The organism is Kitasatospora sp. NPDC101183, from assembly GCF_044767945.1.
GTDB lineage: Bacteria > Actinomycetota > Actinomycetes > Streptomycetales > Streptomycetaceae > Kitasatospora.
Genome location: NZ_JBIWOW010000021.1, coordinates 31,845 through 57,677 on the forward strand (window position 1 = coordinate 31,845; position 25,833 = coordinate 57,677).

Sequence of the window (25,833 nt, forward strand, 5' to 3'; positions counted from 1 at the left end):
ATGGTGGCGGCCGCCGATCCCCGGCGGTAGGGGAGAAAAGTCCACCCTCATCAGAGAACTTTCCCCCGCGAGGACATGACGGTCCGTCGCTAGCGTGAAGGTCGAGAGGCGGGCGCCGGTTCGCACAACGGCCGGCGCTCGGAGCATCTGGACCCGTCCCGTTCTCCACCGCCCAGATGCAGGTCGCTTCGCGGGAGCCCGCGAGAAACGAAGGAGTGGTCGTGGGAAACCGAAATGTGCTGACGAGAACGGCGCGGTGGAGTGCCAGGCACCCGTGGTGGGCGCTGGTCATCTGGATCCTCTTCGCCGGCATCGCGATGGCGGTGGGCGGACAGACCGGAACGAAGATCGCCACCAACACCGACCTGTCGATCGGCCAGTCCGCCCAGGCGACCGCGATCGCCAAGAGCGGCGGGCTGACCCAGCCCCCGACCGAGGCGCTGCTGGTGACCTCGCTCCACGGCGACCTCGACAAGCAGGCCGCCGAGAAGGCCGCCACCGACGCGGTGGCCCGGCTCAAGGGCGTCGCCGACGTCGCCTCCACCGGTGACCCGGTGCCCTCCGCCAACGGGCAGGCCGTGCTGGTGCCGGTCGTCATGAAGGGCGACCAGGACACCGCCCCCGACCGGGTGCAGCCGCTGATCGACGCGGTGAAGACCGCGCAGGACGGCAACCCGTCGGTGCGGGTCGAACTGGTCGGCCCCGACACCGTCAAGGCCGCCCTCAACACCCTGCTGAACGACCAGGTCGGCCAGGCGACGCTGCTCAGCTTCCCGGTCACCCTGCTGGTCATGATGTTCGTCTGCGGCGCCATCATCGCCGCCGGCGTCCCCGTGGTGCTCGGCCTGTCCGCCGTGCTGGCCGGCCTCGGCCTCTGGGGCGCCGCCTCGCAGCTCGTCCCCGACCCGGGGGCGGTGAGCGAGCTCATCGTGCTGATGGGCATGGCCGTCGGCGTGGACTACTCGCTGTTCTACCTCAAGCGCTTCCGCGAGGAGCGGGCGCGGGGGCTGGGCAAGATCGACGCCGTCGAGGTCGCCGCCACCACCTCGGGCCACTCCGTGGTGGTCTCCGGCACCGTCGTGGTCCTCTCCATGGGTGCGCTCTACCTGGGCGGGAACCTGGCCTTCACGGCCATGGCGACCGGCAGCATCCTGGTGGTGCTCATCGCGATGTCCGCCTCGCTCACCGTGCTTCCCGCCATGCTGATCCTCTTCGGCCGGGCCCTGGAGCGCCCCCGCGTCCCGCTGATCTGGCGCCTTCAGGGCCGCAGCAACGGCCGCGTCTGGTCGGTGCTGCTGCGCCCGGCGCTGAAGCACCCGGCGATCAGCCTGCTGCTGTCCACCGTGGCGCTGGTGGCGCTGGCCGTCCCCGCCCTGCACCTCCAGCTCAAGGCCACCGGCGTGGACGACCTGCCGAAGAGCATGCCCGCCATGCAGGCCGAGGCGCGGCTGACGCAGTTCTTCCCGATCCAGTCCAACACCCAGCTGGTCGTGGCCCAGGTGCCCCCGGCGGGCGCCGCCCAGTTGCGCACCGCCGTCGACACCCTGGTGCAGCGCGCCGGCCAGGACCCGCTGTACACCTCCGACCCGGCCCCCGAGATCGCCACCTCGCACGAGGGCCAGTACGTGTCCGTCGCCATCGGCACCCGCCTCACCAGCGGCTCCGCCGAGGCGCGGGAGTCGCTCAGCCGGCTGCGCAACGACCTCGTGCCCGCCACGGTCGGGCAGGTGCCGGGCGTGAAGTGGGCGGTCGGCGGCAGCGACGTGGCCTACGACGTGGACTACCGGGCCCAGGTGGTCGACAAGATGCCGTGGGTCCTGGGCTTCGCCCTGGCCCTGACCTTCATCGTCACCGCGCTGTCCTTCCGCTCGCTCGTGCTGGCCCTGGTGACGGTCCTGCTCAACGTGCTCTCCGCGGGCGCCTCGTTCGGTGTCCTGGAGCTGGTCTTCCAGCACACCTGGGCCGACAAGATCCTGGACTTCCAGTCCACGGGCAAGGTGGTGGCCTGGCTGCCGCTGACGCTGTTCGTGATCCTGCTCGGGCTGTCGATGGACTACCACGTGTTCGTCGTCAGCCGGATCCGCGAGGCGGCCGTCAACGGGCTGTCGGTGCGCGAGGCCGTCGAGCAGGGCATCACCCGCTCGGCGGGCGTGGTCACCGGCGCCGCCCTGGTGATGATCTCGGTGTTCGCCCTGTTCGCCTCGCTGACCTTCATCGAGATGAAGCAGCTGGGCGTGGGCATGGCCTGCGCGGTGCTGCTGGACGCGACGCTGATCCGGATCGTGGTCCTGCCCTCGGTGATCGCCCTGCTGGGCCGGTTCGTGTGGTGGCCGTCCAAGCTGGTGGCGAAGCCGAAGGCCGAGGCCGGCTCCGAGGCGAAGGACGAGCCGGTCGGCCTGGCCGCCCGGACCGCCACCGCCGGCGAAGCGGTCTGAGAACGGGCGAGGGGCGGGTACTGGACATGGTCCGGTACCCGCCCCTCGGCTGTTCCCGCTCAGCGCGTCAGCGTCAGCGACGCGTCCTGACTGATGATCGCCTGGTAGAGCCTCTGGAGCTGACGGCTGGGCAACAGCCCCATCTCGTCGTCGAGTTGCTTGCGGGTGCGGTGGAAGGTGTCGATCGCCTCGGACTGTCTGCCGGTTCTGTACAGCGCGAGCATCAACTGCTCGCTGAGCCGCTCCCGTTCGGGGTGCTCGGCGTGGAGCTGCTTCAGTTCCGGCACCACCGCCCCGGCCTCGCCGGCCTCCAACTGGGCGGAGATCAGGTCCTCCTGGACGATCCTGCGCTGTTCGTCGAGGCGGATCGCGGCCGCGCGGCAGCGCTGCCCGTCGCCGACGTCCACCAGCGCCGGCCCGTACCACATGGCCAGCGCGCCGCGGAGCAGTTCGGCGGCCTTCTCCGGCTCCCGGCCGATCAGGTCCCGGCCCTCCCTGGCCTGTCGCAGGAAGTGGTTGGCGTCGAGCCGGTCGGCGGGCATGTCGAGGACGTAGCCGTTGCCGACGGTGCGGACGACGCCCTGGTCGGTGCCGTCCAGTCCGATGCGCCCGAGGGCCCTGCGCATCCGGGCCACGATGCCCTGGAGCGAGTTCCGGGTGTTCTTGAGCAGCGCCTCCCCCCAGAGCTCGTCGATGAGCTCGTCGAAGCTCACCACCTCGCCCGCGCGCAGGGCGAGCACGGCCAGCGCTATGCGGACCTTCTTGGCGTCCAAAGCGGCGGCTTCTATTCCGCTTGCCGCGCGCAAGGGTCCCAACACGGTGACGTACACGGAATTCCCCCGAGTCCCAGTGGTGCCTATGGAGGTGCCGAATCAATCGGTGGCCTGACGCCCGAACATTACATCCGAAATGAGAGGGGACGCCAAGGCGCCCGTGCGATTTCCGCGGTGCGTGGGGTGTTGTTCCCGGGGGGTTCGATGTCCCGCCGGCGGGACACGGCGGAAGGCCCCGGGCGCCGGAAGAATGGACGCCCGGGAATGCCCGATCAGTTCCGGACACTCCTACTCGCGAGTATTCCTGAACGGCGGACGACTTCCCCGGCGCTAATCGAACAGATTGATGAACCCGAGCGGAATATCACGACCTTTTCCAAGATCGTGGATCTTGGAAAGCGGGCATTCTCCCGCCGGTCGGCGGGGTGGGGCGCGCGGCGGCACGGAAGGCCCGGCGCAGCGCCGGGCCGCGACTGACGGGGAGACGGAATTGACTGCTGTCGAGAAGTGGAACACGGGCTCCCGGATCCTGATGACGAGGATCGGGTTACGGGTCCCCGGCTCGGTGTCGTACGAGGACTGGGAACGGGCCGGGGCCGGCCTCGCGCGGATGGCCGACTCCTCCGCCTGGTGCCTGGGCGACTGGGTGCTCTTCGGCCGGAACCGGTTCCCCGACCGCTACCGGTGGGCCATGGAGACGGCGGGGCTGGACTACCAGACGATCCGCAACTACGTGTGGGTCGCACGGCGGTTCGAGCCGCGACGGCGCCGGGAAGGGCTCAGTTTCGGCCACCACGCCGAGGTCGCCGCCCTCCCGGACGAGGAGCAGGACCTCTGGATGGCCCTCGCCGAGTACCACCAGTGGTCGAGGAACCGGCTGCGCACGGAGATCAAGGGCGGCCGCCCGTCCGCCGCCTTGAAACCGCGCGAGACGGCCTCCCTACCCCGGGTGGTGGTCGACCGCGACCGCCTCGGCCAGTGGCAACTGGCCGCCGAACGCTCCGGGGTGGCACTGGACGAATGGGTGGCGAGCCAACTCGACTCGGCGGCGGCGGAGTTGCTCGGCCCGACCGGGAGCGGGCCGCGCGCCGCCGTCGGCTCCGGCGAGGCGGTACGAACTGACTGAGCGTCACCGCGCAGGGTGGCGGCGGCCGCCACCTGTGCCGATGTGAGCCGCCGGGGAACCCCCGCGCACCTGGTGGGGGCACCTTCCCCGCGCGCCCGGCGGGTCACGTCAGCATGGTGTCAGCGGCCGGTCAGAGCAGGCATGGAACCTCGTAGTTGTCGACGCCACGACGTACCGCCGACGGCCGGGAGCTTGCAATGCCTGTCATAACTGCGCCGCACGAATTCGACGTGAGCGATCTGTTCGTCGATCTTCATCCGATCTTCGCCAGACACCTCTACCTGAAGGTGGAGGGCTTCAACTTCGCCGGCTCGATCAAGCTGAAGGCCGCCCGCGAGATCGTGGCCCAGGCCGAGGCGGCCGGGGTCCTCGGCCCCGGCTCGACCCTGGTCGAGTCCTCCTCCGGGAACATGGGCGTCGCCCTCAGCATGCTCGCCGCCAACCGCGGCTACCGCTTCGTGTGCGTGACGGACTCCCGCTGCAACGCGGCCACCCGCCGCACCATGGAGGCCTTCGGCGCCGAGGTCCACACCATCACCGAGCCGCACCCCGTCGACGGCTTCCTCGGCGCCCGCATCCGCTACGTGCAGGAGATGTGCGCCGCCGACGAGAAGGTCGTCTGGCTCAACCAGTACGAGGCCCCGGGCAACTGGATGGCCCACTACCGGACCACCGGTCCCGCCATCGCCGACCGGTTCCCCGAGCTCGACATCCTGGTGATCGGCGCCGGCACCACCGGCACCCTGATGGGCTGCGCCCGCTACTTCCACGAGCACCGGCCCGACGTCCGGGTGGTCGCCGTCGACTCGATCGGCTCCGTCACCTTCGGCGGCCCCCCGAGCCCGCGGCACATCCCCGGCCTCGGCACCAGCATCCGGCCCGGGCTCCTCGACGAGTCCTTCGTCGACTCCGTCGTCCACGTCGACGAGCGCGACACCGTCCGGATCTGCCGCCAACTCGCCTCCCACGGCTACCACTTCGGCGGATCGACCGGCACGGCCGTGGCCGGGGCGCTCTCCTGGCTGCGGGACAACGCCGAGCGCGGCGTCACCGCCGTCACCGTCGCCCCCGACCTGGGCGAGCGCTACCTCGACACCATCTACGACGACAACTGGGTCCGCGACACCTTCGACGACGCGGCGCTCGCCGGCGACGACGAGGAGCGGAACGAAGGGCGAGCAGCGCGATGACCGTGTCCCCCGGCAGCAACGGCGTCAGCGGCATCAACCTGCCACTCACCGCGGCGCAGTCCGAGGTCTGGTACGACGAGCAGTTCGCGACCGGCCCGCTCGGCTACACCATGGGCGACTACATCGACCTCCACGGCCCCCTGGACACCGGCCTGCTGGAGCGCGCCCTGCGCCGCCTGGCCGTGGAGGCCGAGGGCCTGCGGGTGCGCTTCACCGAGCACGACGGCGTCGCCCGCCAGATCGTCGAACCGGTCGCGGACGGCCCCGTCCCCCTCGTCGACCTCACCGGCGAGAGCGACCCGGTGGCCGCCTCCGAGGCCTGGATGCTCCGCGACCTCGACCAGCCGATGAAGGCCGCCGAGCCGCCGCTGATGCGCAGCACCCTGCTCCGCCTCGGCCCCGAGCACCACCGGCTCCATCTCTGCATGCACCACATCCTCTCCGACGGCTACAGCCGCAACCTGTTCCACCCGCGGCTCGCGGCGATCTACAGTCACCTCGCGGCCGACGGGGCCGAGGCCGGCCTCGCCGCCTCGGCCCTGCCGCCGTTCCGGCTGCTGCTGGACGCGGAGGCCGCCTACCTGGAGTCCCCCCGCCTCGCCAAGGACCGCGCCTACTGGACGAACCGGCTCACCACCGGCTCGCCCGAGCCGTCCTCGCTCTCCACCCGCGAGCCCTCCCCCGGCCTCGTCGCGATCCGCCGCACCGACGTGCTGGACGCCGCCGACGCGGACGCGCTGCGCGCCGCCGCCACCGGCGCCGGGGCCACCCCGGCCGTCCTGGTCTCCGCCGCGATGGCCGCCTACGTGCAGCGGATGACGGGCCTGGAGGAGCCGCTGCTCACCCTGCCCGTCACCGCCCGGGTCGGCGCGGCCGCCCGCGGCATCCCCGGGATGGTCGCCAACTACCTCCCGCTGGCCGTGCCGGTGCGCCACGGCGCGACCCGCGACCAGCTGCTGCGCGCCGCCTGGGTCGAGATCGCCAACGCCCTGCGCCACCAGCGCTACCGCGGCGAGAGGATCCGCCGCGACATCGGCCTGCGCACGGACGACCGGCGCCCCTTCGGGCCCTTCGTCAACGTCCTGGACCAGGACCCGGTGCTGGACTTCGGCCCCTGCCGCGGCCAGGTGGTGAACCTGTCCACCGGCATCGTCAACGACCTGATCCTCACCGTCCTCAACACCGGCGACGGCTCCCTGGAGCTGCACCTGGACGGCAACAGCGAGCTGTACGACGGCGACGAACTCGCAGCGCACGCCGCCCGGTTCGGCGCCTTCCTGCGCGCCTTCGCACGCTGCGCGCCGGACACCGTCGTCGACCGCCTGGACGTCGTCCTGCCCGGCGAGCCCGGCGGGATCCTCACCGGCCCCGGGCTCGACGAGGCCCCGGCCCGAGAGGGCGCCGACGCGGTGATCCGGGCCGCCGCCGCCCGTACGCCCGAGGCCGTCGCCGTGGTCGACGGCGCCCGCAGGCTGACCCACGCCGAACTCCAGGCCCGCGTCGAGGGCGTGGCCGCCCGGCTGCGCGCCGCGGGCTGCGGCCCGGACGGGGTCGTCGCCCTGCTGACCCGCCCCGGCGCCGGCTACGTCGCCGCGATCCTCGCCTGCCAGACGGTCGGCGCCGCCTGGCTGCCGCTGGAGGTCGCCGCGCCCGCCGCCCGCACCGCCTCGCTGCTGGGCGACGCCGGTGTCTCCGTGCTGCTCACCGGCGAGGGCTTCGACGGCCAGGGCCGCGAGGCCGCCGAACTCACCGAACTCGCCGGAGCCGTCCAGGTCCTGCCGCTGGAGCTCGCCTCGGACGGCCAGGCGGCCGACGGCCCCGCCGTGCCCCCGGTCGGCTCCGGCCAGGACCTCGCGTACGTGATGTTCACCTCCGGCTCCACCGGCCGCCCCAAGGGCGCGATGGTGCACCGGGACGGCATGCTGAACCACCTGCGGGCCAAGGTCGACGACCTGGCGCTGCTCCCGGGCGAGGGCGTCGTCGCCAACGCCCCGCTCACCTTCGACGTGCACGTCTGGCAGTTGCTCTCGCCGCTGCTGGTCGGCGGCAGCACCGTGATCGCCGACCCGGAGACGGCCTCGGACCCGGACGCCCTGTTCGCCCTGGCCGTCGACGAGAAGGTCGCCGTGCTGGAGGTGGTCCCCTCCCTGCTGCGCGCCGCGCTCGACCTCTGGGACGCCCGCGGGGACGCCCCCCGCCTGCCGGTCCTGCGCCGGCTGATGGTCACCGGGGAGGCCCTGCCGGCCGACCTGTGCGCCCGCTGGTACGCCCGCTTCCCCGCCATCGGCATGATCAACGCCTACGGGCCGACCGAGTGCTCCGACGACGTGACGCACGCCTTCGTCACCGCCGAGGACGCCGCCGGTGGCCGCGTCCCGATCGGCCGGGCCGTGCGCGGCACCCGGCTGTACGTCCTCGGGGACGGGCTGCGCCCGATGCCCGTCGGCGTGCCCGGCGAGCTGTGGGTCGGCGGCGTCGGCGTGGGCCGCGGCTACGTGGGCGACCCGGTCCGCACCGCCTCCGTCTTCCCGGCGGACCCGTTCGCCGGCGGCGGCTCCCGGATGTACCGCACCGGCGACCGCGTGGTGCTGCGCCCGGACGGGCAGCTGGAGTTCGTCGAGCGGCGCGACTTCCAGGTGAAGGTCCGCGGCCGCCGCGTCGAGCTGGGCGAGATCGAGGCGGCCGTGCGCGCCGTCCCGGGCGTCCTGGACGCCGTCGTGGTCGCCCACGGCTCCGGCCTGGCCGGCTACGTGGCCGCCCCGACCGGCGTGGACGCGGCCCTGCTGCGCGACGAGGTCGGCGCCGTGCTGCCCGGCTGGATGGTGCCGGGCCGGTGGGTCGTCCTGGACGCCCTGCCGCTGACCGCCAACGGCAAGGTCGACCGCAAGGCCCTGCCCGCGCCCGGCGGAAACGTTCCGCCACAGGCCGCCGCCCCCGGAGCCCCCGCCGCCCCGGCGCGCGGCCCGCGGACCGACGCCGAGCAGACCCTGGGCGCGGTGTTCGCCCAGGTCCTCGGCCTGCCCTCGGTCGGCGCGGACGACGACTTCTTCGCCCTCGGCGGCGACAGCATCCGCGCCATCGAGGTGGTCGGCGCGGCCCGCCGCGCGGGCCTGGTGCTCAGTACCCGCGACGTGTTCACCGGCCGCACCGCCCGCCTCCTCGCCCGGATCGCCCGGCCGGCCGACGGCCGCGCCGCGCAGGACGGCGGCCAGGTGGAGCCGGTCGGCGTCCTCGACCTCACCCCCATCGCCGCCCGCCTCCAGGAGGACACCGGCTCGACGACCGGCCCCGCCGCCGCGTTCAGCCAGCACATCGCCGTCCGGGTGCCCGCCGGGCTCGACGCCGAACGGCTGTCCACCGCGCTCCAGGCCCTGGTCGAGCACCACGACGCGCTCCGGACCCGGGTCACCGAGCCCTCCCCGGGCCTGTGGCAGATGGAGGTGCTCCCGCGCGGCGCCGTCCCGGCCGACGAGGGCCTCGTCCTCGCCCTGTCCGACGAGCGGCCGCCCGCGGACGCCCCCGCGCTGCACCAGCTGATCGACCGCCAGGCCGCCGCCGCCCGCAGCCGGCTCGACCCGGCGGCGGGCCGGATGATCCGCGCCGTCCTGATCCCCGGCCCCGCCGCGCAGCCGGACGAGCAGATCCTGCTGCTGGTCGCGCACCACCTCGTCATCGACGGGGTGTCCTGGCGCATCCTGCTGACCGACCTGTCGGCCGCCTGCACCGCCCTCGCCGAGGGCCGCCGGCCCGAGCCGCAGGCCGTCGGCACCTCCTTCCGCGCCTGGAGCAGGCTGCTCACCGAGCAGGCCCGCACCGAGGTGCGCGGCGCCGAACTGGCCGTCTGGCAGCGCATCCTGACCGGCCCCGACCCGCTGCTCGGCCCCCGCCGGGTCGACCCGGCGAAGGACGTCAAGGCCACCGCCGGCACCCTGCGCGCCGAGCTCCCGCCCGAGGTCACCGACCTCCTGCTCACCACCGTCCCGGCCACGCTGCGGGCCGAGATCAACGACGTCCTGCTGACCGCCCTGGCCATCGCCGTCGACGAGTGGCGGCTGCGCCGCTGCGGCGACGGCACCAGCTCCACGCTGATCGAACTGGAGGGCCACGGCCGCGAGGAGATCGCGGACGGCCTCGACCTCTCCCGCACCGTCGGCTGGTTCACCAGCATCCACCCGGTGCGCCTCGACGCGGGCCCCCGGCCCCGGCAGGAGCTCGGCCGGGCCGTGAAGGCGGTCAAGGAGCAGGTGCGGGAGGTGACCGAGCACGGCATCGGCCACGGCCTGCTGCGCCACCTCAACCCGCAGGCCGCGCGCCTGCTCTCCGCGCACCCCCGGCCGCAGATCGGCTTCAACTACATGGGCCGCTTCGACGCCCGGGAGGACGTGCTCTGGTCGCCCGTCACCGGCGACGGCATCGTCGGCACCGGCATGCAGCCGGCCATGCCGCTGGAGCACGTCCTCGCGCTCACCCCGGCCACCGAGGACCGGGCCGACGGCCCGCACCTGGTCGCCAACTGGACCTTCGCCGAGGACGTCCTCGACCGCGAGTCCGTCGAGGAGCTGGCCGAGTCCTGGTTCAGCGCCCTGCGCGCCCTGGTCGAGCACGCCGCCTCGCCGGACGCGGGCGGCGCCACCCCGGCCGACTTCCCGCTGGTCGGCCTCGACCAGGAGGAGATCGAGGGCTACGAGGCCGCCCTGGCCGCCGCCGACCCCTCGCTCGCCGCCGGGCAGGCGCTCTCGGACGCGCTGCCGCTCACCCCGCTCCAGCGCGGGATGCTCTTCCACCACGAGGCCGAGCAGGACGGGGTGGACGTCTACACCCTGCAGATCGCCTCGGACCTCGAGGGCTCGTTCGACCCCGCCGACCTGCGCGCCGCAGGGCAGGCGCTGCTGCGGCGCCACCCGGCGCTGCGGGCCGTCTTCCTGCACCGCGCCTCCGGCGACCCCGTCCAGCTGATCCCCTCGGACGCCGAACTCCCGTGGCACGAGATCGATCTGACGGACCTTCCGGAAGCGGAGCGCGCCGCCGAGGCGGACCGCCTGACCGAGGAGGAGCGCACCCGCCGGTTCGACCTGTCGGCCCCGCCGCTGCTGCGCTTCACCCTGATCAGGACCGGCCCGGAGCAGTACCGCTTCCTGTGGACCGGCCACCACCTGCTGGTCGACGGCTGGTCGATGCCGATCCTCGTCGAGGAGCTGCTCGGCCTGCTCGCCGAGGGCGGCGACGGGACTCCCGCCGGCGCCGACCTGCCCGGGCCCGCGCCGCACCGCTCGTACTACGCCTGGCTCGCCTCCCGCGACCGCGAGGCGGCCCGCGAGGCCTGGCGGCGCTCGCTCGCCGAGCTGCCCGGCCCGACGCTCGTCGCCCCGGCGGCGCAGGCGCAGGCGCTCTCCCTCCCGGAGTCGCTGCACCTCGACCTCGACCCGGAGCTGACCGCCCGCCTCCACACCGCCTCCCGCACCGCCGGGCTGACCGTCAACACCGTGGTCCAGGGCTGCTGGGCCCTGCTGCTCGGCGAACTGACCGGCTCCCCGGACGTGGTGTTCGGCGCGATCACGGCCGGCCGGCCCGCCGAGGTCCCCGGCATCGAGTCGATGGTCGGCATGTTCCTCACCACCGTCCCCGTCCGCGTCCGGCTGCACCCCGACGCCACTCTCGGCGGCCTGCTGCGCGGCCTCCAGGACGAGCGCGCCGAACTGCTGCCGCACGAGCACCTCGGGCTGGCCGAGATCCACCGGGCCGCCGGGCTCGTCGGCGAGGCCTTCGACACCGTGCTGCTGTTCGAGAACTTCCCGATCGGCTCCGGCGCGGCCTCGGGCGGCGCCGGCACGGAGACGGTGCGGGTGCTGCGCACCGAGGCCCGAGACGCCCGGCACCACCCGCTGAGCATGGCGGTGCTGCCGGAGGGCGAGCGCCTGCGGCTGCGGCTGGACTACCTGCCCACCGCCTTCGAGGGCGACCGGGTGGCCGCCGTCGCCGAGCGCTTCACCGCCCTGCTGCACCTCGCCGCCACCGCCCCCGAGACCACGCTGGCCCGTACGGGCGCGCAGCTGCGGCCCCGGCCCGGCGCGGCGCCCGCCCCGGCTCCGGCGGCCCTCCCCGGCGCGCCCGCCGCGCCGCGCGGGCCCCGAACCGCCCACGAGGAGGCGCTGTGCGCCGTCTTCGCGGAGGTCCTCGGCGTCGAACGGGTCGGCGCGAACGACGACTTCTTCGCACTCGGCGGCGACAGCATCCGGGCGATCCAGGTGGTCAGCCGGGCGCACCGCGAGGGCGTGGTGTTCGCCGTCCGGGACGTGTTCACGGCCCGGACGGTCGCGTCCCTGGCCGAACTCGCCGACGCCCACCGGCCCGAGCAGCCCGCCGAGGAGCCCGTCGTGGCGGACGAGCCCCTGCTGGCCCTCGACGAGGACGAACTGGCCCTGATGGAGATCGACTTGAACGAGGACATGCTGTGACAGGGAAGCCCAGGATCGTCGAAGCACTGCCGCTCTCCCCGCTCCAGCAGGGGCTGCACTACCTCGCCGCCGAGGGCAGCGGACCCGACCCGTACATCCTCCAGCTGTCCGTACGGGTCGAGGGCGAACTGCCCGTCGAGCGCCTGCGCGAGGCCGCGGCGGCGCTGCTGGCCCGCCACCCGCACCTGCGCAGCTGCTTCCGGCCGCGCCGCAACGGCGAGATCGTCCAGGTCGTCCTGGACGAGGGCTCCGTCCAGGTCCCCTGGCGGGACGTGGACCTCGCCGGCCTCCCGTACCGCAAGCGCCGCGCCGAGTCCGACCGCATCGCCGACGAGGACCGGCAGGCGCGCTTCGACCCGGCCCGGCCGCCGCTGATGCGCTTCACCGCCATCCGCCTCGGGCGGCGCCGCTACCGGCTGCTCTGGTCGGTGCACCACCTGCTGCTGGACGGCTGGTCCATGCCGCTCGCCGCGCAGGAGCTGCTCTCCCTGGCGGGCCTGACCGGCACCGGGCCGCTGCCCGAGCCCGCCCCGTACCGGACGTACCTGCGCTGGCTGGCCGGGCAGGACCAGGAGGCCGCCCGCGCCGCCTGGGCCGGGGCCCTGGCCGGACTGGAGGGCCCGCTGCACCTCGCCCCGCGCCCCGTCGGGCAGGACGCGGCGGCGCTTCCCGAGATCCACACGGCCGCCCTCTCCGCCGGGGCGACCCGGGCCCTGTCGGCCTGGTGCGCGGCCGAGGGCGTCACCCTCAACTCGGCCGTGCAGGCCTGCTGGGCGGTGGCGATCGGGTACCTGTCCGGCCGTCAGGACGTGGTCTTCGGCACCGTGACCTCCGGCCGCCCGCCCGAGCTGCCGGGCGTCGAGACGATGATCGGGCTGTTCGCCAACACCGTGCCGGTGCGCGCCCAGGTGCGCCCCGACCACACCGTCGCCGAGCTGATCCGCGCCCTGGCCCGGCAGCAGGTGCACCTGCTGCCGCACACCCACCTGCCGCTCGCCGAGGTCCAGGCCGCGGCCGGCCTGCGCGGCGAGCTGTTCGACACCGCCGTCGCCTTCCAGAGCTACCCCATGGCGGAGACCGTCCCCTCCGACGGCGGCCTGCTGCTCGACGACATCCAGGTGCGCACCGCCACCCACTTCGCCCTGGGCCTGACGGTGACACCCGGCGCGGGCCTCGACTTCTCCCTCGCCCACGCGCCCGGCGCCTTCGACGGCGACGGCGCCCGCACGGCCGCCCGCGCGCTGGCCCTGTTCGTCGAGGCCCTGGAGCGGACGGCCCAGGCCCCCGACACCCTGCTCGCCTCGATCGGCGGCCGCGACGAGGCCCCCGACGGGCTGGGCGCCGGCCCCGACCTGCGCGACGACCGCACCGCCGCCGCCACCCTGCACGAGGTGTTCCGCCGGCACGCGGAGCGGAACCCGCGGGCGCCCGCCCTGGTCGTCCCGGACGAGGACCGCCCGGAGGACCGGGCGGCGGCCCGCACCCTGGACTACCGCGAGCTCGACACCGCCTCCGACCGCCTGGCCGGGCACCTCGCGGCCGCCGGCGCGGGCCCCGACACCTTCGTGGCCCTGGCCCTGCCGCGCGGCGCCGACATGATCGTCGCGCTGCTCGCCGTGCTCAAGACCGGCGCCGCCTACCTGCCCGTCGACCTGGCCTATCCGCCCGAGCGGATCGCCTACATGCTCGAGGACGCGGCCCCCGCCCTGGTGGTCACCGTCTCCGGGACGGCGCTGCCGCAGGCCTGCACCGCGCCCCGGGTCGACCTCGACCTGCTGGGCCCCGACTTCCTGGGCCCCGACTTTCTGGACCCCGACGCGGCGCCGCAGACCCCGCGGCTCCACGCCGCCCCGGGCAGCCCCGCCTACGTCGTCTACACCTCCGGCTCGACCGGCCGCCCCAAGGGCGTCGTCGTCCCGCACGAGGGCGCCGTCAACCTGGCCGCCCACCACGCCGCCCGGCTGCACGCGGGCCCGGGCGCCAGGGCCCTGCAGTTCGCCTCCTTCAGCTTCGACGCCACGGTCTGGGAGCTGTGCGCCTCCCTCTACACCGGCGGCGCCCTGGTGCTCGCCACCGCGGAGAGCCGGATGTCCGGCGAGGCGCTGGCCCGGCTGTTCCTCGCGCACGGGGTCACCCACGCGGTGCTGCCCCCGACCGTCCTGGCCGGCCTGCCCGTCGACACCGAACTCCCCGCCGACCTGCGGCTGTTCACCGCCGGGGAGGCGCTGCCCGCGCCCCTGGCCGAGCGCTGGTCGGCCCGCCTGGAGCTGCACAACGCGTACGGGCCGAGCGAGACCTCGGTCTGCGCGAGCGTCAGCGACCCGCTGCACGGCCCCGGCCGCCCGCCGATCGGCACCCCGGTCTCGGCCTTCCGCCTGTTCGTCCTCGACTCGGCCCTGCGCCCCGTCCCGACCGGCGTGGCCGGGGAGCTGTACGTGGCCGGCCCCGGCCTGGCCGTCGGCTACCACGGCCGCCCTGATCTGACCGCCGAGCGGTTCACCGCCTGCCCCTTCGGCCCGCCCGGCACCCGGATGTACCGCACCGGCGACGTGGTGCGCCGCCTCGACGACGGCGCGCTGGACTACGTCGGCCGCGCCGACCAGCAGGTCAAGCTGCGCGGCTTCCGCATCGAGCCGGGCGAGATCGAGGCCGTGCTCGGCGGCCACCCGTCCGTGGCCCAGGCCGCCGTGACCGTCCGGGAGGACCGCCCCGGGGACCGCCGCCTCGTCGGCTACCTGGTGCCCGCCACCGGCGCCGAGGTGGACGTGGAGGAACTGCGCGAGCACGCCGCCGCCGCCCTGCCCGTCCACATGGTGCCCGCCGCCCTCGTCGTGCTCCCCGCCCTGCCCGTCACCCCGAACGGCAAGGTGGACGCCCGGGCGCTGCCCGCCCCGGAGCACACCGCCGCCGGCCGTGCGCCGGAGACGGAGGAGGAGCGCGAGCTGTGCGCGATCCTCTGCGAGGTGCTCGGCCTCGACGTCATCGGCGCGGACGACGACTTCTTCGCCCAGGGCGGGCACTCGCTGCTGGCCGCCCGGGTCGCCAACCTCGTCCGGGCCCGGCTCGGCAGCCCGCTCACGGTGCGGGACGTCTTCGAGGCCCCCAGCGCCGCCGCCCTGGCCGAGCTCCTCGCCTCCCGCGCCGCCGGCACCGACGGCTCCGGCGCGGCGCCCCGCGAGACGCCCGAGCTGCTCGCCCTGGAGCGCCCGGCCTCCGTCCCGCTCTCCCACGCCCAGGAGCGCCTCTGGTTCCTGCAGCGCCTCGGGGTGCCGGACGGGCTGTACGCCATCCCCTTCGCCGTACGGATGCGCGGGGCTCTGGACGCCGACGCGCTGCGCGCGGCCCTGCACGACCTGGTCGTGCGCCACGAGTCCCTGCGGACGGTCTTCCCGGCCGTCGGCGGCGACGGCACCGGCGCCGAGCAGCGCGTGCTCGCCCCGGAGGCCGTCGAGCCGGCGCTGCCCCTGGTCGACTGCACCGAGGAGGAACTGCCCGCGGCGCTCGCCGCCGAGGCCGCCCGCGGCTTCGACCTCGCCGCCCAACCCCCGCTGCGGGCAACGCTGTTCGCCCTCGCGCCCGACGACCACGTGTTCGCCCTGGTGCTGCACCACATCGCGGCCGACGGCTGGTCCCTGGGCCCGCTGTCCCACGACCTGGCCGAGGCCTACCGCGCCCGACTGGAGGGCCGGGCCCCCGCCTTCGAGCCACTGCCCGTCCAGTACGCCGACTTCACCCTGTGGCAGCGGCGGCTGCTCGGCTCCGAGCAGGACCCGGCCAGCGAGCTGTCCCGCCAACTCGACTACTGGAGAGGCGCGTTGGCCGGCCTTCCGGTCGAGACCGGCCTGCCCTTCGACCGGCCCCGCCAGGCCCTGGCCACCCACCGCGGCGGCACGGTGCACCTGCCCTTCCCCGCCGAACTCGTCCGCGCGATGCGGGCGTTCGCCCGCGAGGCCGGCGTCAGCCTGTTCATGGTGGCCCAGGCCGCCCTCGCGGCCCTGCTCACCCGCTACGGCGCCGGCACCGACATCCCGCTCGGCAGCCCGGTGGCGGGGCGCAGCGACGCCCGGCTGCACGGACTGGTCGGCATGTTCGTCAACACCCTGGTGCTGCGCACCGACACCTCCGGCGACCCGTCCTTCTCCGAACTCGTCTCCCGCGTCCGGGAGTTCGACCTCGCGGCCTACGAGAACCAGGAGCTGCCCTTCGAGCGCCTGGTCGAGGAGCTCAAGCCGGAGCGCTCGCTCTCCCGCAACCCGCTGTTCCAGGTGATCCTCGACTGCCGGGACGCCGACCCCGTCCCCGACACCGGCACGGACCTGACGATGGAGCCGGTGCCGACCACCGGCACCACCGCCAAGTGGGACCTCTTCGTCCAGCTCACCGCCGACCCGACGGCCGACCGGATCGACCTGGCCGTCGAGTACGCGAGCGACCTCTTCGAGGAGCGCACCGTCCGCCGCCTCGGCGCCGCGCTGATCGAGCTGCTGGCCTCCGCCACCGGGGCGCCCGCCACCCCGCTCTCCCGCCTGGAGGTCCTCACCCCCGAGACCCGGGGCGACCTGCGCTCCCTCGGGCAGAGCCCGGTGGACACGGCCCGCGCCACGCTCACCGAACTGTTCGACGCCCACCTGGCCGCCGCCCCCGAGGCCGTCGCCGTGCTCCACGCATCCGGAGCCGCGTCCGGTCCCGTCCTCGACGGCTCCCTGACCTACCGCCAGCTCGACGCCGCCGCCAACCGGACGGCCCGCCACCTCGCCGCCGCCGGCCTCGGCCGGGGCGACGTCGTGGCCCTGTGCCTGGAACGCGGCCGGGACGCCGTGGTCGCCGTCCTGGCGGCCGCCCGCCTCGGCGCCGCCTACCTGCCGCTGGACCCGGCCTACCCCGAGGCCCGGCTGCGCCACATGGTCACCGACAGCGGCGCCAAGGTGCTGCTCACCCAGCGCTCCCTGGCCGCCGAGGCCGCGAGCGCCGACCCCGAGGGCCGCTGCACCACCGTCCGCCTGGACGACCCGGACACCCGCCGCGCGATCGACGCCCTCCCCGAGGCCGCGCCCGCCGGCGGGCCCGACCCGGACGACCTGCTGTACGTCATCTACACCTCCGGCTCCACCGGCACCCCCAAGGGCGTCGGCGTCTCCCACCGCGCCACCGCCCGTCTGGTCCACGGCATGCCCGACCTGGGCTTCGCCCGCTCCGACACCTACCTGTGGAACGCCTCCCCGGCCTTCGACGCCTCGGTGTTCGAGGTCTGGACGGCCCTGGCGCACGGCGGCCGCCTCGCGGTGAACCCGCCCGGGCGCACCGACCCCGAGCGGCTCGGCGCGCTGCTGCGCGAGAACGCCGTCAGCGTCGCCCTGCTCACCCCCCGCCTGGTCAACGTCATCACCGACCTCGACCCGGCCTGCCTCGCCCCCCTGCGCCTGCTGCTCACCGGCGGCGAGGCCGTCTCGGCGGAGCACGTGCGCCGGCTGCGCCAGGCCCTGCCGGGCACCGTGGTGGTGGACGCCTACGGGCCGACCGAGGCCGCCGTCATCGCCACCGTCCACCAGGTGCGCGAGCTGGCCCCCGAGGCCTCCTCCGTCCCCATCGGCCTGCCGATCGGCGACACCGCGGTGTACGTCCTGGACGAGGGCCTGCGCCCCGTCCCGTACGGCGCCGTCGGCGAGCTGTACGTGGCCGGCCACGGCCTGGCCCGCGGCTACCTCGGCCGCCCCGGGCTGACCGCCGGGCACTTCGTCGCGGACCCCTTCGGTCCGCCCGGCACCCGGATGTACCGCACCGGTGACCTCGTGCGCTGGGACGTCGACGGCCGCCTGCACTTCACCGGCCGCAGCGACCACCAGGTGAAGGTCCGCGGCTACCGCATCGAGACCGGCGAGGTCGAACGGGCCCTGGCCGCCCACCCGTCGGTCTCCCGCGCCGCCGTCACCGTCCGGGACGACGGCTCCGGGGACCGCCTGCTGGTCGCCTACGTGGTGCCCGCCCCGAACGCCGACGCCCCCGAACCGGCCGACCTCAGGAGGGACCTGGGTCGCACGCTGCCCGCGCACGCGGTGCCCGGCGCGTTCGTCCTCCTCCCGGAGCTGCCGCTCACGCCCAACGGCAAGCTGGACACCGCGGCCCTGCCCGCCCCGGCCTCCACGGGCACCGCCCCGGCGCAGCCCCGCACCCCCGCCGAGCAGGTGCTCTGCGCGGCCGCGGCCGAGGTGCTGGGCCGAACCGCCGTCGGCCCCGACGACGGGTTCTTCGCCCTCGGCGGCGACAGCCTCAAGGCCATCCGCCTGGTCAACGCCGCCGGGCAGGCCGGGCTGCGGCTCGACCTGGCCGCCGTCTTCCAGTACCGCACCCTGGCCGAACTCGCCCTGGCCGGGCGCCCCGAGGAGTCCGGCGGGGCCGTCGAGGAGGGCCCGGTCGACCTGCTCGCCCCGCTGCTGCCGATCCGCTCCGGCGGCTCCCGGGCGCCGCTGTTCTGCGTCCACGGCGGCCTCGGCTTCGGCCTGCCCTTCGCCGAACTCGCCCGCCACCTCGACCCGGACCAGCCGGTCCACGCCCTCCAGGCGCCCGGCCTCGGCAGCGAGCTGGCCCCGCCGGAGAGCCTCGCCGCCGTCGCCGAGGACTACGTCGCCCGCGTCCGCACCGTCCAGCCCGACGGCCCGTACCGGCTGCTCGGCTGGTCCTACGGCGGCATCGTGGCGCAGGCGATGGCCGTACGGCTGCGCGCCGACGGCGAGGAGGTCGCCCTCCTCGCCAACCTCGACGCCTACCCGGACTCCGCCCCCGACGCCCAGCCCACGGACGAGGAGTTCCTCCAGGACTTCCTCACCGAGGCGGGCCTCGGCACCGACGCCCTGGAGCACCCGACCGTCCCGGCCGTCGCGGCCCTGCTCGCCCGCACGGGCGGCCCGCTCGCGGCCTTCGACGAGACCGCCCTGGCCCGGCTGCTCACCGTGATGCGCGCCAACGTGGACCTCTTCCGGGCCCACGTGCCGGAGACCTTCGACGGCCGGATGACGCTGCTGGTCGCCACCGGCTCGCTGGACGGCCAGGACATCGCCGTCCGCGCCAAGACCTGGGAGCGGTACGTGGCCGGCGGGGTGGACGTCCACCCGGTGGACTGCGCCCACCCGGACATGCTGGCCCCGGGCCCCGCCGCCGAGATCGGCCGGGTCGTCGAAAGCCGGCTCGCCGACCCGCACCCCACCACGGCCACCACCCGTACGACCCGTGCCACCCGTACCACCCGTACGACCCCTGACGAGCTGGGAGACGTGTCATGAGCAACCCCTTCGACAACGCCGAGGGCCGCTTCCTCGTGCTGGTCAACGCGGAGGACCAGCACTCGCTGTGGCCCGCCTTCGCGGACCTGCCCGACGGCTGGACCGTCGCGCTCGAAGAGACCGACCGCGCCTCCGCCGTCGAACACATCGCGCAGAACTGGACCGACATGCGACCGGCCGGTCTGCGGAACCGGGGCTGACCGGTGGGAAGCGACCAGGCGATCCTCGCCGAGGGGCTGACCAAGCGCTACGCGACCCACACCGCCCTGCACGGCGTCGACCTGTCGGTGCCGGCCGGGACGGTCCTGGGAGTGCTCGGCCCGAACGGCGCCGGCAAGACCACCACCGTCCGCATCCTCGCCACCCTGCTGCGCCCCGACGGCGGCCGGGCCGTGGTGGCCGGCCACGACGTCGTCCGCGACCCGCGCGAGGTGCGCCGGCGCATCGGCCTGGCCGGCCAGTACGCCGCCGTGGACGGGCTGCTGACCGGGCGCGAGAACCTCGTGCTGCTGGGCCGGCTGCTCCGCCTCGGCAAGCGCGGCGCGGCGGCCCGGGCCCAGGAACTGCTCGACCGCTTCGGCCTGCTGGACGCCGCCGAGCGGCCGGTCGGCACCTACTCCGGCGGCATGCGGCGTCGGCTCGACCTCGCGGCCTGCGTGGTCGGCGAGCCCGAGGTGCTGTTCCTCGACGAGCCGACCACCGGCCTCGACCCGGTCAGCCGCACGGTGCTGTGGAAGGTGGTGCGCGACCTCGTCTCCGGCGGCGTCACCGTCCTGCTGACCACCCAGTACCTGGAGGAGGCCGACGAGTTGGCCGACCGGGTCGTCGTCATCGACACCGGCAAGGTCGTCGCCGAGGGCAGTCCCGACGAGCTGAAGCGCAAGGTCGGCACCGACAGCCTGGAGGTGACGGTCGCCCGGCCCGAGCAGCTGACGGACGCGGCGGCCGCACTCGCCGCGCTCGGCGGCCGCGCCCCCACCACCGACGAGGAGGGCCTGCGCGTGTCCGTCCCCCTCGAACACGGCCTGGACGACGTCGCCCTGGCCGCCTCCGAACTGCGCAGCCGCGGCGTCACGGCCGCGGACTTCCAGGTCCGACGGCCCTCGCTCGACGACGTGTTCTTCGCCCTCACCGGGGCCGCCGCCACGGCCAAGTCCCCCTCCGCGGAAGGAACCGAGAAGGCATGACGGCGCTGGGAGCCTACCTGGCCGACACCGCGGTCCTCACCGGCCGCCACCTGCGCCACCTGCGCCGGTCACCGGCCCGGCTGCTGCTGATCACCATGACCCCCGCCGTCATGCTGATCGCCATCGGGTACCTGTTCCGCGACTCGATCACCATCCCCGGTGTCGCCTCGTACGAGGACTACATCATGGCCGGGATCGCCGCCCAGGTCGCCCTCGCCGGGGTCGGGCCCACCGCCCTGGGCGTGGCCATCGACCTGCGCGACGGCCTGGTCGACCGCTACCGGTCGATGCCGATCTCCGCCAGCGCCGTGCTGATCGGCCGCGCCCTGTCGGACATGGTCACCGCGGCGGTCGCGCTGGCCGCCGTCTCCGGCCTCGGCCTGCTGCTCGGCTGGCGCCCGCACGGCGGCCTCGCCGGGATCGCGGCCGGCTTCGGGGTGCTGCTCGCCTTCGCGTTCGTCATGCTCTGGGTCGGCATCCTGCTGGGCACCACCATGCGCAACGTCGAGGCGATCGACGGCACCGGGGCGCTGATCCTGGTCGTGCTCTCCTTCCTCTCCAACGCCTACGTGGCGGTCGGCGGCCTGCCGAACTGGCTGCGCCCGGCGGCCGAGTGGAACCCCGTCAGCTCCGTCATCACCCTCTGCCGCAACCTGTGGCACAACCAGCCGACCGGGCCCGCCTCCGGGTTCCCCGCGGAGCACCCCGGCATCGTCGTGGCCTGCTCCCTCGGGCTCGTCCTGCTGGCCGTCGTCCCCGCCGCGCTGCGCGGTTTCCGCCGTGCCGTGGAGCGCTGAACCAGCGTCAGCGGGATGTCAGTTGCCCATCATCCGGTCCCCCTAGGTTTGGCGTCCGGAACCACCGGCGCCAGCACCACCCCAGCCCGAAGGAGCACCCCATGTCCACCGTTACGCCAGAGCACTACGTCCGGATCAAGGAGATCGTCGCCAAGCAGATCGGTGTCGAGTTCGCCGCGCTCGGCGACGAGACCCACCTGGTCGACGAGCTGGGCGTGGACTCGCTGAAGCTCATCGACATCCTCAGCGCGATCGAGATGGAGTTCACCATCGTCATCGACATGGAGGAGCTCCCCGAGATGGTCAACGTCGAGGCGATCCACCGGGTCACCGCGCGCGCGGCGGGTTGGTAGGGAGTCCGGTGTCCACTGCCCCCCAGTCGGCGGCTCGGGGCCGCCGCACCGTCGTCGTCACCGGCATCGGCGTCATCAGCAGCATCGGCACGGGTGCCGAGGAGTACGCCACGGCGCTGCGGGAGGGCCGCTCCGGGGCCCGCCCGCTCACCCGGATCGACACCACCGGATTCCTGCGCAAGAACGCGGCCGAGGTCGAGGACTTCGAGCCGTCCCGCTGGATCCGCAACATGCCGCTCGACTACACCGGCCGCGCCGGGCACTTCGCCGTCGCCGCCGCCCGCCAGGCCGTCGAGAACGCCGGGCTGACGGACGAGGAGCTCGCAGCCCGGCACGTGCTCATCAGCATCGGCACCACCGACGGCGAGTCCCACGACCTGGGCACGCTGGTCGAGCAGGAGCTGGGGGACGGCTCCCTCGAATCGCTGGACCCGGTGCTGTCGCGGCGCCTGGGCTCGGGCCGGCTGTCCACCGCGGTCGCCCGCGAGCTCCGCCTGCGCGACGCGGAGGCCGTCACCATGACCACCGCCTGCGCGGCCGGCAACTACTCCATCGGCTACGGCCTGGACGTGATCCGCTCCGGCGAGGCCGACATCGCGCTGTGCGGCGGTGCCGACGCCGCCTGCCGCAAGACCTTCGCCACCTTCCACCGGCTCGGCGCCATCACCCCCGACGTGGTGCGCCCGTTCGACAAGAACCGCAAGGGCATCCTCACGGGCGAGGGCGGCGGCGTCCTGGTCCTGGAGTCCCTGGAGTCCGCCCTCGCCCGCGGCGCCCGCATCTACGCCGAGGTCCTCGGCTACGGCCTCTCCTGCGACGCGCAGCACCCCACCGCCCCCAGCCGCGACGGCGTGGCCCGGGCCGTGGAACTCGCCCTGGCCGACGCGGGGGTGAAGAAGGACGAGGTGACCTACATCTCGGCCCACGCCACCGGCACCAAGGCCAACGACGCCGCCGAGGCCGGCGCCATCGTCGACGTCTACGGCGAACACCCGCCCCGCACCGTCGGGTTGAAGTCGATGCTGGGCCACTCCATGGGCGCCGCCAGCGCCCTGGCCGCCGCGGCCTGCGCGCTGTCGATCCACAACGGGTTCATCCCGCCGACGATCAACCACCAGGAGACCGACCCGCAGTGCCCGGTCGACTGCGTCCCCAACGAGGCCATCACCGCTGACGTGCGGATCGTCCAGAACAATTCCAGCGCCTTCGGCGGCAACAACGCCGTCCTGATGCTCGGTGCCCTCAAGGAGCGTGCCTGATGTCCGCCTCCCCGGTCGCAGCGACCCTGCCGGCCGACGGTCTCGTCATCACCGGCTGGTCGGCGGTCTCCGCGCACGGCCTCTCCCGGCGCGACTTCGCCGAGGGGGTCCGGGCCGGCCAGGCCGCGCCCCGCACCGAACCCGACGGCCCCCGGCTGCCCCGCCCCGACGCCTGCCTGGTCCCCGACCTCGACCGCCCCGGTCTGCTCGGCCAGGACTACAGCTACACCCTCGACCGGCTGGCCGTGATGTCCCTGCTGGCCACCGACCAGCTGCTCACCGACCCCGACGGCGGGCCCGTCCCGCACACCGACGACCGCACCGGCGTCGTCATGGGGACGACCATGGGCGGCAAGGAGTCCATGGCCCAGGTCATCCGCGGCTCGCTGACCAACGCCCGCCCCTTCTACGTCGACGTGGGCCTGATCCCCGGCTGCGTGATGAACCACTCCGCCGGGGCCTCCGCGATCCGGCACGACCTGCGCGGCCCCAACGCCACGGTCGGCGGCGGACGGGTGAGCGGCCTGCTCGCCCTCAACTACGCCCGCCGCCTGCTGAACCAGGGCCGGGCCGACAACTGCCTGGTCGGCGCGGGCGACGAGTTCTCGCCCACCCACGCCTGGCTGGAGCGGGCCGCCGGCACCCCCGGCGAGGCCGCCCCGCTGCTCGGCGAGGGCTGCGGGCTGCTGCTGCTGGAGCCCGCCGGGGCCAGCCAACTGCCGCCGCTCGCCACGCTGCTGGCCGTCACCACGGCCATCGACGTGGACGACGACCCGCAGGCCGCCGTCGACTCCTGCGCCCGCCGCGCCCTCGACCGGGCCGGCATCGCAGCGGAGGAGGTGTGGGCCGCCGTCCCCACCGCCGCGCCGACCGCGGAGGGCGTCGCCGAACGCGCCGCGCTGGCCGCCCTGCTGCCCGCGGAGGCGCTGGACCGCGTCCCGTCGATGGCGCTGATCGGCGACACCGGCGCCGCGTCCGCGACCCTGCAGATCGCGGCGCTGCTCGCGGTCGCCGAGACCGAGCCGCAGGCCGCCGGCCGCGTGGCCCTGGTGTCCGCCGTGGACCGTGACGGCGCCGTCGCCGTCGCCGTGCTGAAGCTGTCCGAGGTGGCGTCATGACCGCGCTGGTGAGCGGCGGTTCGCGCGGCATCGGCCGCGCGGTCGTGCTGCGCCTGGCCCAGGACGGCCAGGACGTGTCCTTCTGCTACCGCTCCGACGAGGCCGCGGCCGAGTCGCTGCTGAAGGAGACCGAGGCGCTGGGCGCCCGGGTCGTGGCCACCCGCTGCGACACCGCCGACGCCGAGGCCGTACGGGCCTGGGTCCGCGAGGCCGAGGCCGAACTCGGCCCGGTGGACACCCTGGTGGCGTCGGCCGGCATCACCCGGGACCGTCCGCTGGTGTTGATGCGCGACGAGGACTGGCAGCAGGTGCTGCGCGTCAACCTCGACGGCGTCTACCACCTGTGCCGGGCCGCCGTGCCCGGCATGGCCAAGCGCGGCCACGGCTGCGTCATCAACCTCTCCTCGGTCTCCGGGGTCTACGGCAACGCCGGGCAGTCCAACTACGCCGCGTCCAAGGCCGGGATCATCGCCCTCACCAAGAGCCTGGCGAAGGAGCTCGGCCCGCGCGGTGTGCGGGCCAACGCCGTCGCGCCCGGCCTGATCGACACCGACATGGTGGGCGGGGCCTCCGAGGCCGCGATCGGCAAGATCCTGCAGAACGTGCCGCTGCGCCGGCTGGGCCGCCCCGAGGAGGTCGCCGACCTGGTCGGCTTCCTGGCCTCCGACCGCGCCGCCTACATCACCGGTTCGGTGTTCGAGGTCCACGGCGGCCTCACCATCTGACCCGCCCGTTCCATCCCTAGCTCGTGGAGAACCGACCTTGTCTCGCATCCCCACCTTCGCCGTGATCTCCGGCGCCCAGGTGCACCAGGCCACGGCCGGCCAGGAGAAGGCCGTCATCGCGGCGGTCGAGAAGGCGTACCGGCTGCACGGCGCCGGTGACACCGTCAACCCCGACTCGTACTTCCTGCGCTTCCCCGACCGCCCGTCCTCGCGCATCATCGCCCTGCCGGCCTCGGTGGGCGGCGAGGTGGGCGTGCACGGCATCAAGTGGATCTCCAGCTTCCCGGAGAACGTCGCCGCGGGCATCCCGCGCGCCTCGGCGGTCCTCGTCCTGAACGACGCCGAGACGGGCTACCCGTTCGCCGTCCTGGAGAGCTCCATCATCAGCGCGGCCAGGACCGCCGCCTCCGCCGCCCTGGCCGCCCTCACCCTCAGCCAGGCCCGCGGCACCACCCCGCGCCGCCTCGGCTTCGTCGGCGGCGGCCTCATCGCCCGCTACGTGCACACCTACCTCGCCGCCGCGGGCTTCACCTTCGACGAGGTCGGCGTCCACGACCTCTCCCCCGAGCACGCCGCCGGCTTCTCCGACTACCTCCGCGGCGCGCAGCCCGCCGAGGTCACCGTCCACGCCGGCTCCGACGACCTGATCCGCGCCAGCGACCTCGTCGTCTTCACCACCGTCGCCGGCTCCCCGCACGTCCACGACCCGGCCCTCTTCTCCCACAACCCCCTGGTCCTGCACCTCTCCCTGCGGGACCTCTCCACCGAGATCATCCTCTCGGCCTTCAACGTCGTCGACGACATCGAGCACTGCCTCAAGGCCGACACCTCCCCCCACCTCACCGAACAGGCCGTCGGCCACCGCGACTTCATCGCCGGCACCCTCGACGACGCCCTCTCCTCCCGCATCACCCCGCCCGCCGACCGGCCGGTCATCTTCTCCCCCTTCGGCCTCGGCGTCCTCGACCTCGTCGTCGCCAAGCACATCTACGACACCGTCGCCACCACCTCCACCCTCCACACCATCCCCGGCTTCTTCCACGACACCGACCGCTACGGCCGCACCCTCTGACCCACCCCGCCGCCCGCCCACCCCGGGCGGGCGGCCCCCCGAAAACCCGAAAGCCCCCCAGGCGAA

14 protein-coding genes are annotated in these 25,833 nt (G+C 74.6%); 13 read left to right on the forward strand and 1 reads right to left on the reverse strand.

Going from position 1 to position 25,833, the window contains the following annotated elements; genetic code table 11:
* Positions 1-221: 221 nt before the first annotated feature.
* Entirely contained in the window at positions 222-2,435 is a 2,214-nt protein-coding gene (locus tag ACIRRS_RS27215; protein ID WP_402975868.1) for an MMPL family transporter, read from the forward strand.
* A 59-nt stretch (positions 2,436-2,494) separates the two neighbouring features.
* Here the strand turns inward: ACIRRS_RS27215 and ACIRRS_RS27220 are convergent, their stop codons facing one another.
* On the reverse strand, positions 2,495-3,208 hold the full coding sequence (locus ACIRRS_RS27220) for a BTAD domain-containing putative transcriptional regulator (protein WP_402975870.1): 714 nt from the start codon (positions 3,206-3,208) through the stop codon (positions 2,495-2,497).
* A 490-nt stretch (positions 3,209-3,698) separates the two neighbouring features.
* Here ACIRRS_RS27220 and ACIRRS_RS27225 point away from each other — a divergent pair, with 490 nt between their 5' ends.
* The 12 genes from ACIRRS_RS27225 (at position 3,699) to sbnB (ending at position 25,767) form a co-directional block, all read left to right on the forward strand.
* Positions 3,699-4,334 carry an LmbU family transcriptional regulator gene (locus tag ACIRRS_RS27225; protein WP_402975872.1) on the forward strand — a complete coding sequence of 212 codons (636 nt, stop codon included), beginning with the start codon at positions 3,699-3,701 and terminating at the stop codon, positions 4,332-4,334.
* A 197-nt stretch (positions 4,335-4,531) separates the two neighbouring features.
* Positions 4,532-5,524: a 2,3-diaminopropionate biosynthesis protein SbnA gene (sbnA, locus tag ACIRRS_RS27230; RefSeq protein ID WP_402975874.1), complete on the forward strand. Its 993-nt coding sequence runs from the start codon at positions 4,532-4,534 to the stop codon at positions 5,522-5,524.
* Entirely contained in the window at positions 5,521-11,979 is a 6,459-nt protein-coding gene (locus ACIRRS_RS27235) for an amino acid adenylation domain-containing protein (protein WP_402975876.1), read from the forward strand. Before sbnA ends, ACIRRS_RS27235 begins: the two co-directional genes overlap by 4 nt.
* Positions 11,976-19,256: an amino acid adenylation domain-containing protein gene (locus ACIRRS_RS27240; protein WP_402975878.1), complete on the forward strand. Its 7,281-nt coding sequence runs from the start codon at positions 11,976-11,978 to the stop codon at positions 19,254-19,256. The genes ACIRRS_RS27235 and ACIRRS_RS27240 overlap by 4 nt, the downstream gene beginning before the upstream one ends.
* A complete protein-coding gene (locus ACIRRS_RS27245; protein WP_402975880.1) occupies positions 19,253-19,456 on the forward strand; it encodes an MbtH family protein in 204 nt (67 codons plus the stop codon). The genes ACIRRS_RS27240 and ACIRRS_RS27245 overlap by 4 nt, the downstream gene beginning before the upstream one ends.
* A 3-nt stretch (positions 19,457-19,459) precedes the next feature.
* Positions 19,460-20,443 carry an ATP-binding cassette domain-containing protein gene (locus ACIRRS_RS27250; RefSeq protein WP_402975882.1) on the forward strand — a complete coding sequence of 328 codons (984 nt, stop codon included), beginning with the start codon at positions 19,460-19,462 and terminating at the stop codon, positions 20,441-20,443.
* Complete coding sequence (locus tag ACIRRS_RS27255) at positions 20,440-21,240, forward strand: ABC transporter permease (RefSeq protein ID WP_402975884.1); 801 nt, start codon at positions 20,440-20,442, stop codon at positions 21,238-21,240. The genes ACIRRS_RS27250 and ACIRRS_RS27255 overlap by 4 nt, the downstream gene beginning before the upstream one ends.
* Positions 21,241-21,341: 101 nt before the next feature.
* Positions 21,342-21,593 carry an acyl carrier protein gene (locus tag ACIRRS_RS27260; RefSeq protein WP_402975886.1) on the forward strand — a complete coding sequence of 84 codons (252 nt, stop codon included), beginning with the start codon at positions 21,342-21,344 and terminating at the stop codon, positions 21,591-21,593.
* A gap of 8 nt (positions 21,594-21,601) precedes the next feature.
* Positions 21,602-22,852: a beta-ketoacyl-[acyl-carrier-protein] synthase family protein gene (locus ACIRRS_RS27265; protein ID WP_402975888.1), complete on the forward strand. Its 1,251-nt coding sequence runs from the start codon at positions 21,602-21,604 to the stop codon at positions 22,850-22,852.
* A complete protein-coding gene (locus ACIRRS_RS27270; protein WP_402975890.1) occupies positions 22,852-23,970 on the forward strand; it encodes a beta-ketoacyl synthase N-terminal-like domain-containing protein in 1,119 nt (372 codons plus the stop codon). Before ACIRRS_RS27265 ends, ACIRRS_RS27270 begins: the two co-directional genes overlap by 1 nt.
* On the forward strand, positions 23,967-24,695 hold the full coding sequence (locus tag ACIRRS_RS27275) for a beta-ketoacyl-ACP reductase (protein ID WP_402975892.1): 729 nt from the start codon (positions 23,967-23,969) through the stop codon (positions 24,693-24,695). Before ACIRRS_RS27270 ends, ACIRRS_RS27275 begins: the two co-directional genes overlap by 4 nt.
* A 37-nt stretch (positions 24,696-24,732) precedes the next feature.
* Entirely contained in the window at positions 24,733-25,767 is a 1,035-nt protein-coding gene (gene sbnB / locus ACIRRS_RS27280; protein ID WP_402975893.1) for a 2,3-diaminopropionate biosynthesis protein SbnB, read from the forward strand.
* The last annotated feature ends 66 nt before the right edge of the window (positions 25,768-25,833 follow it).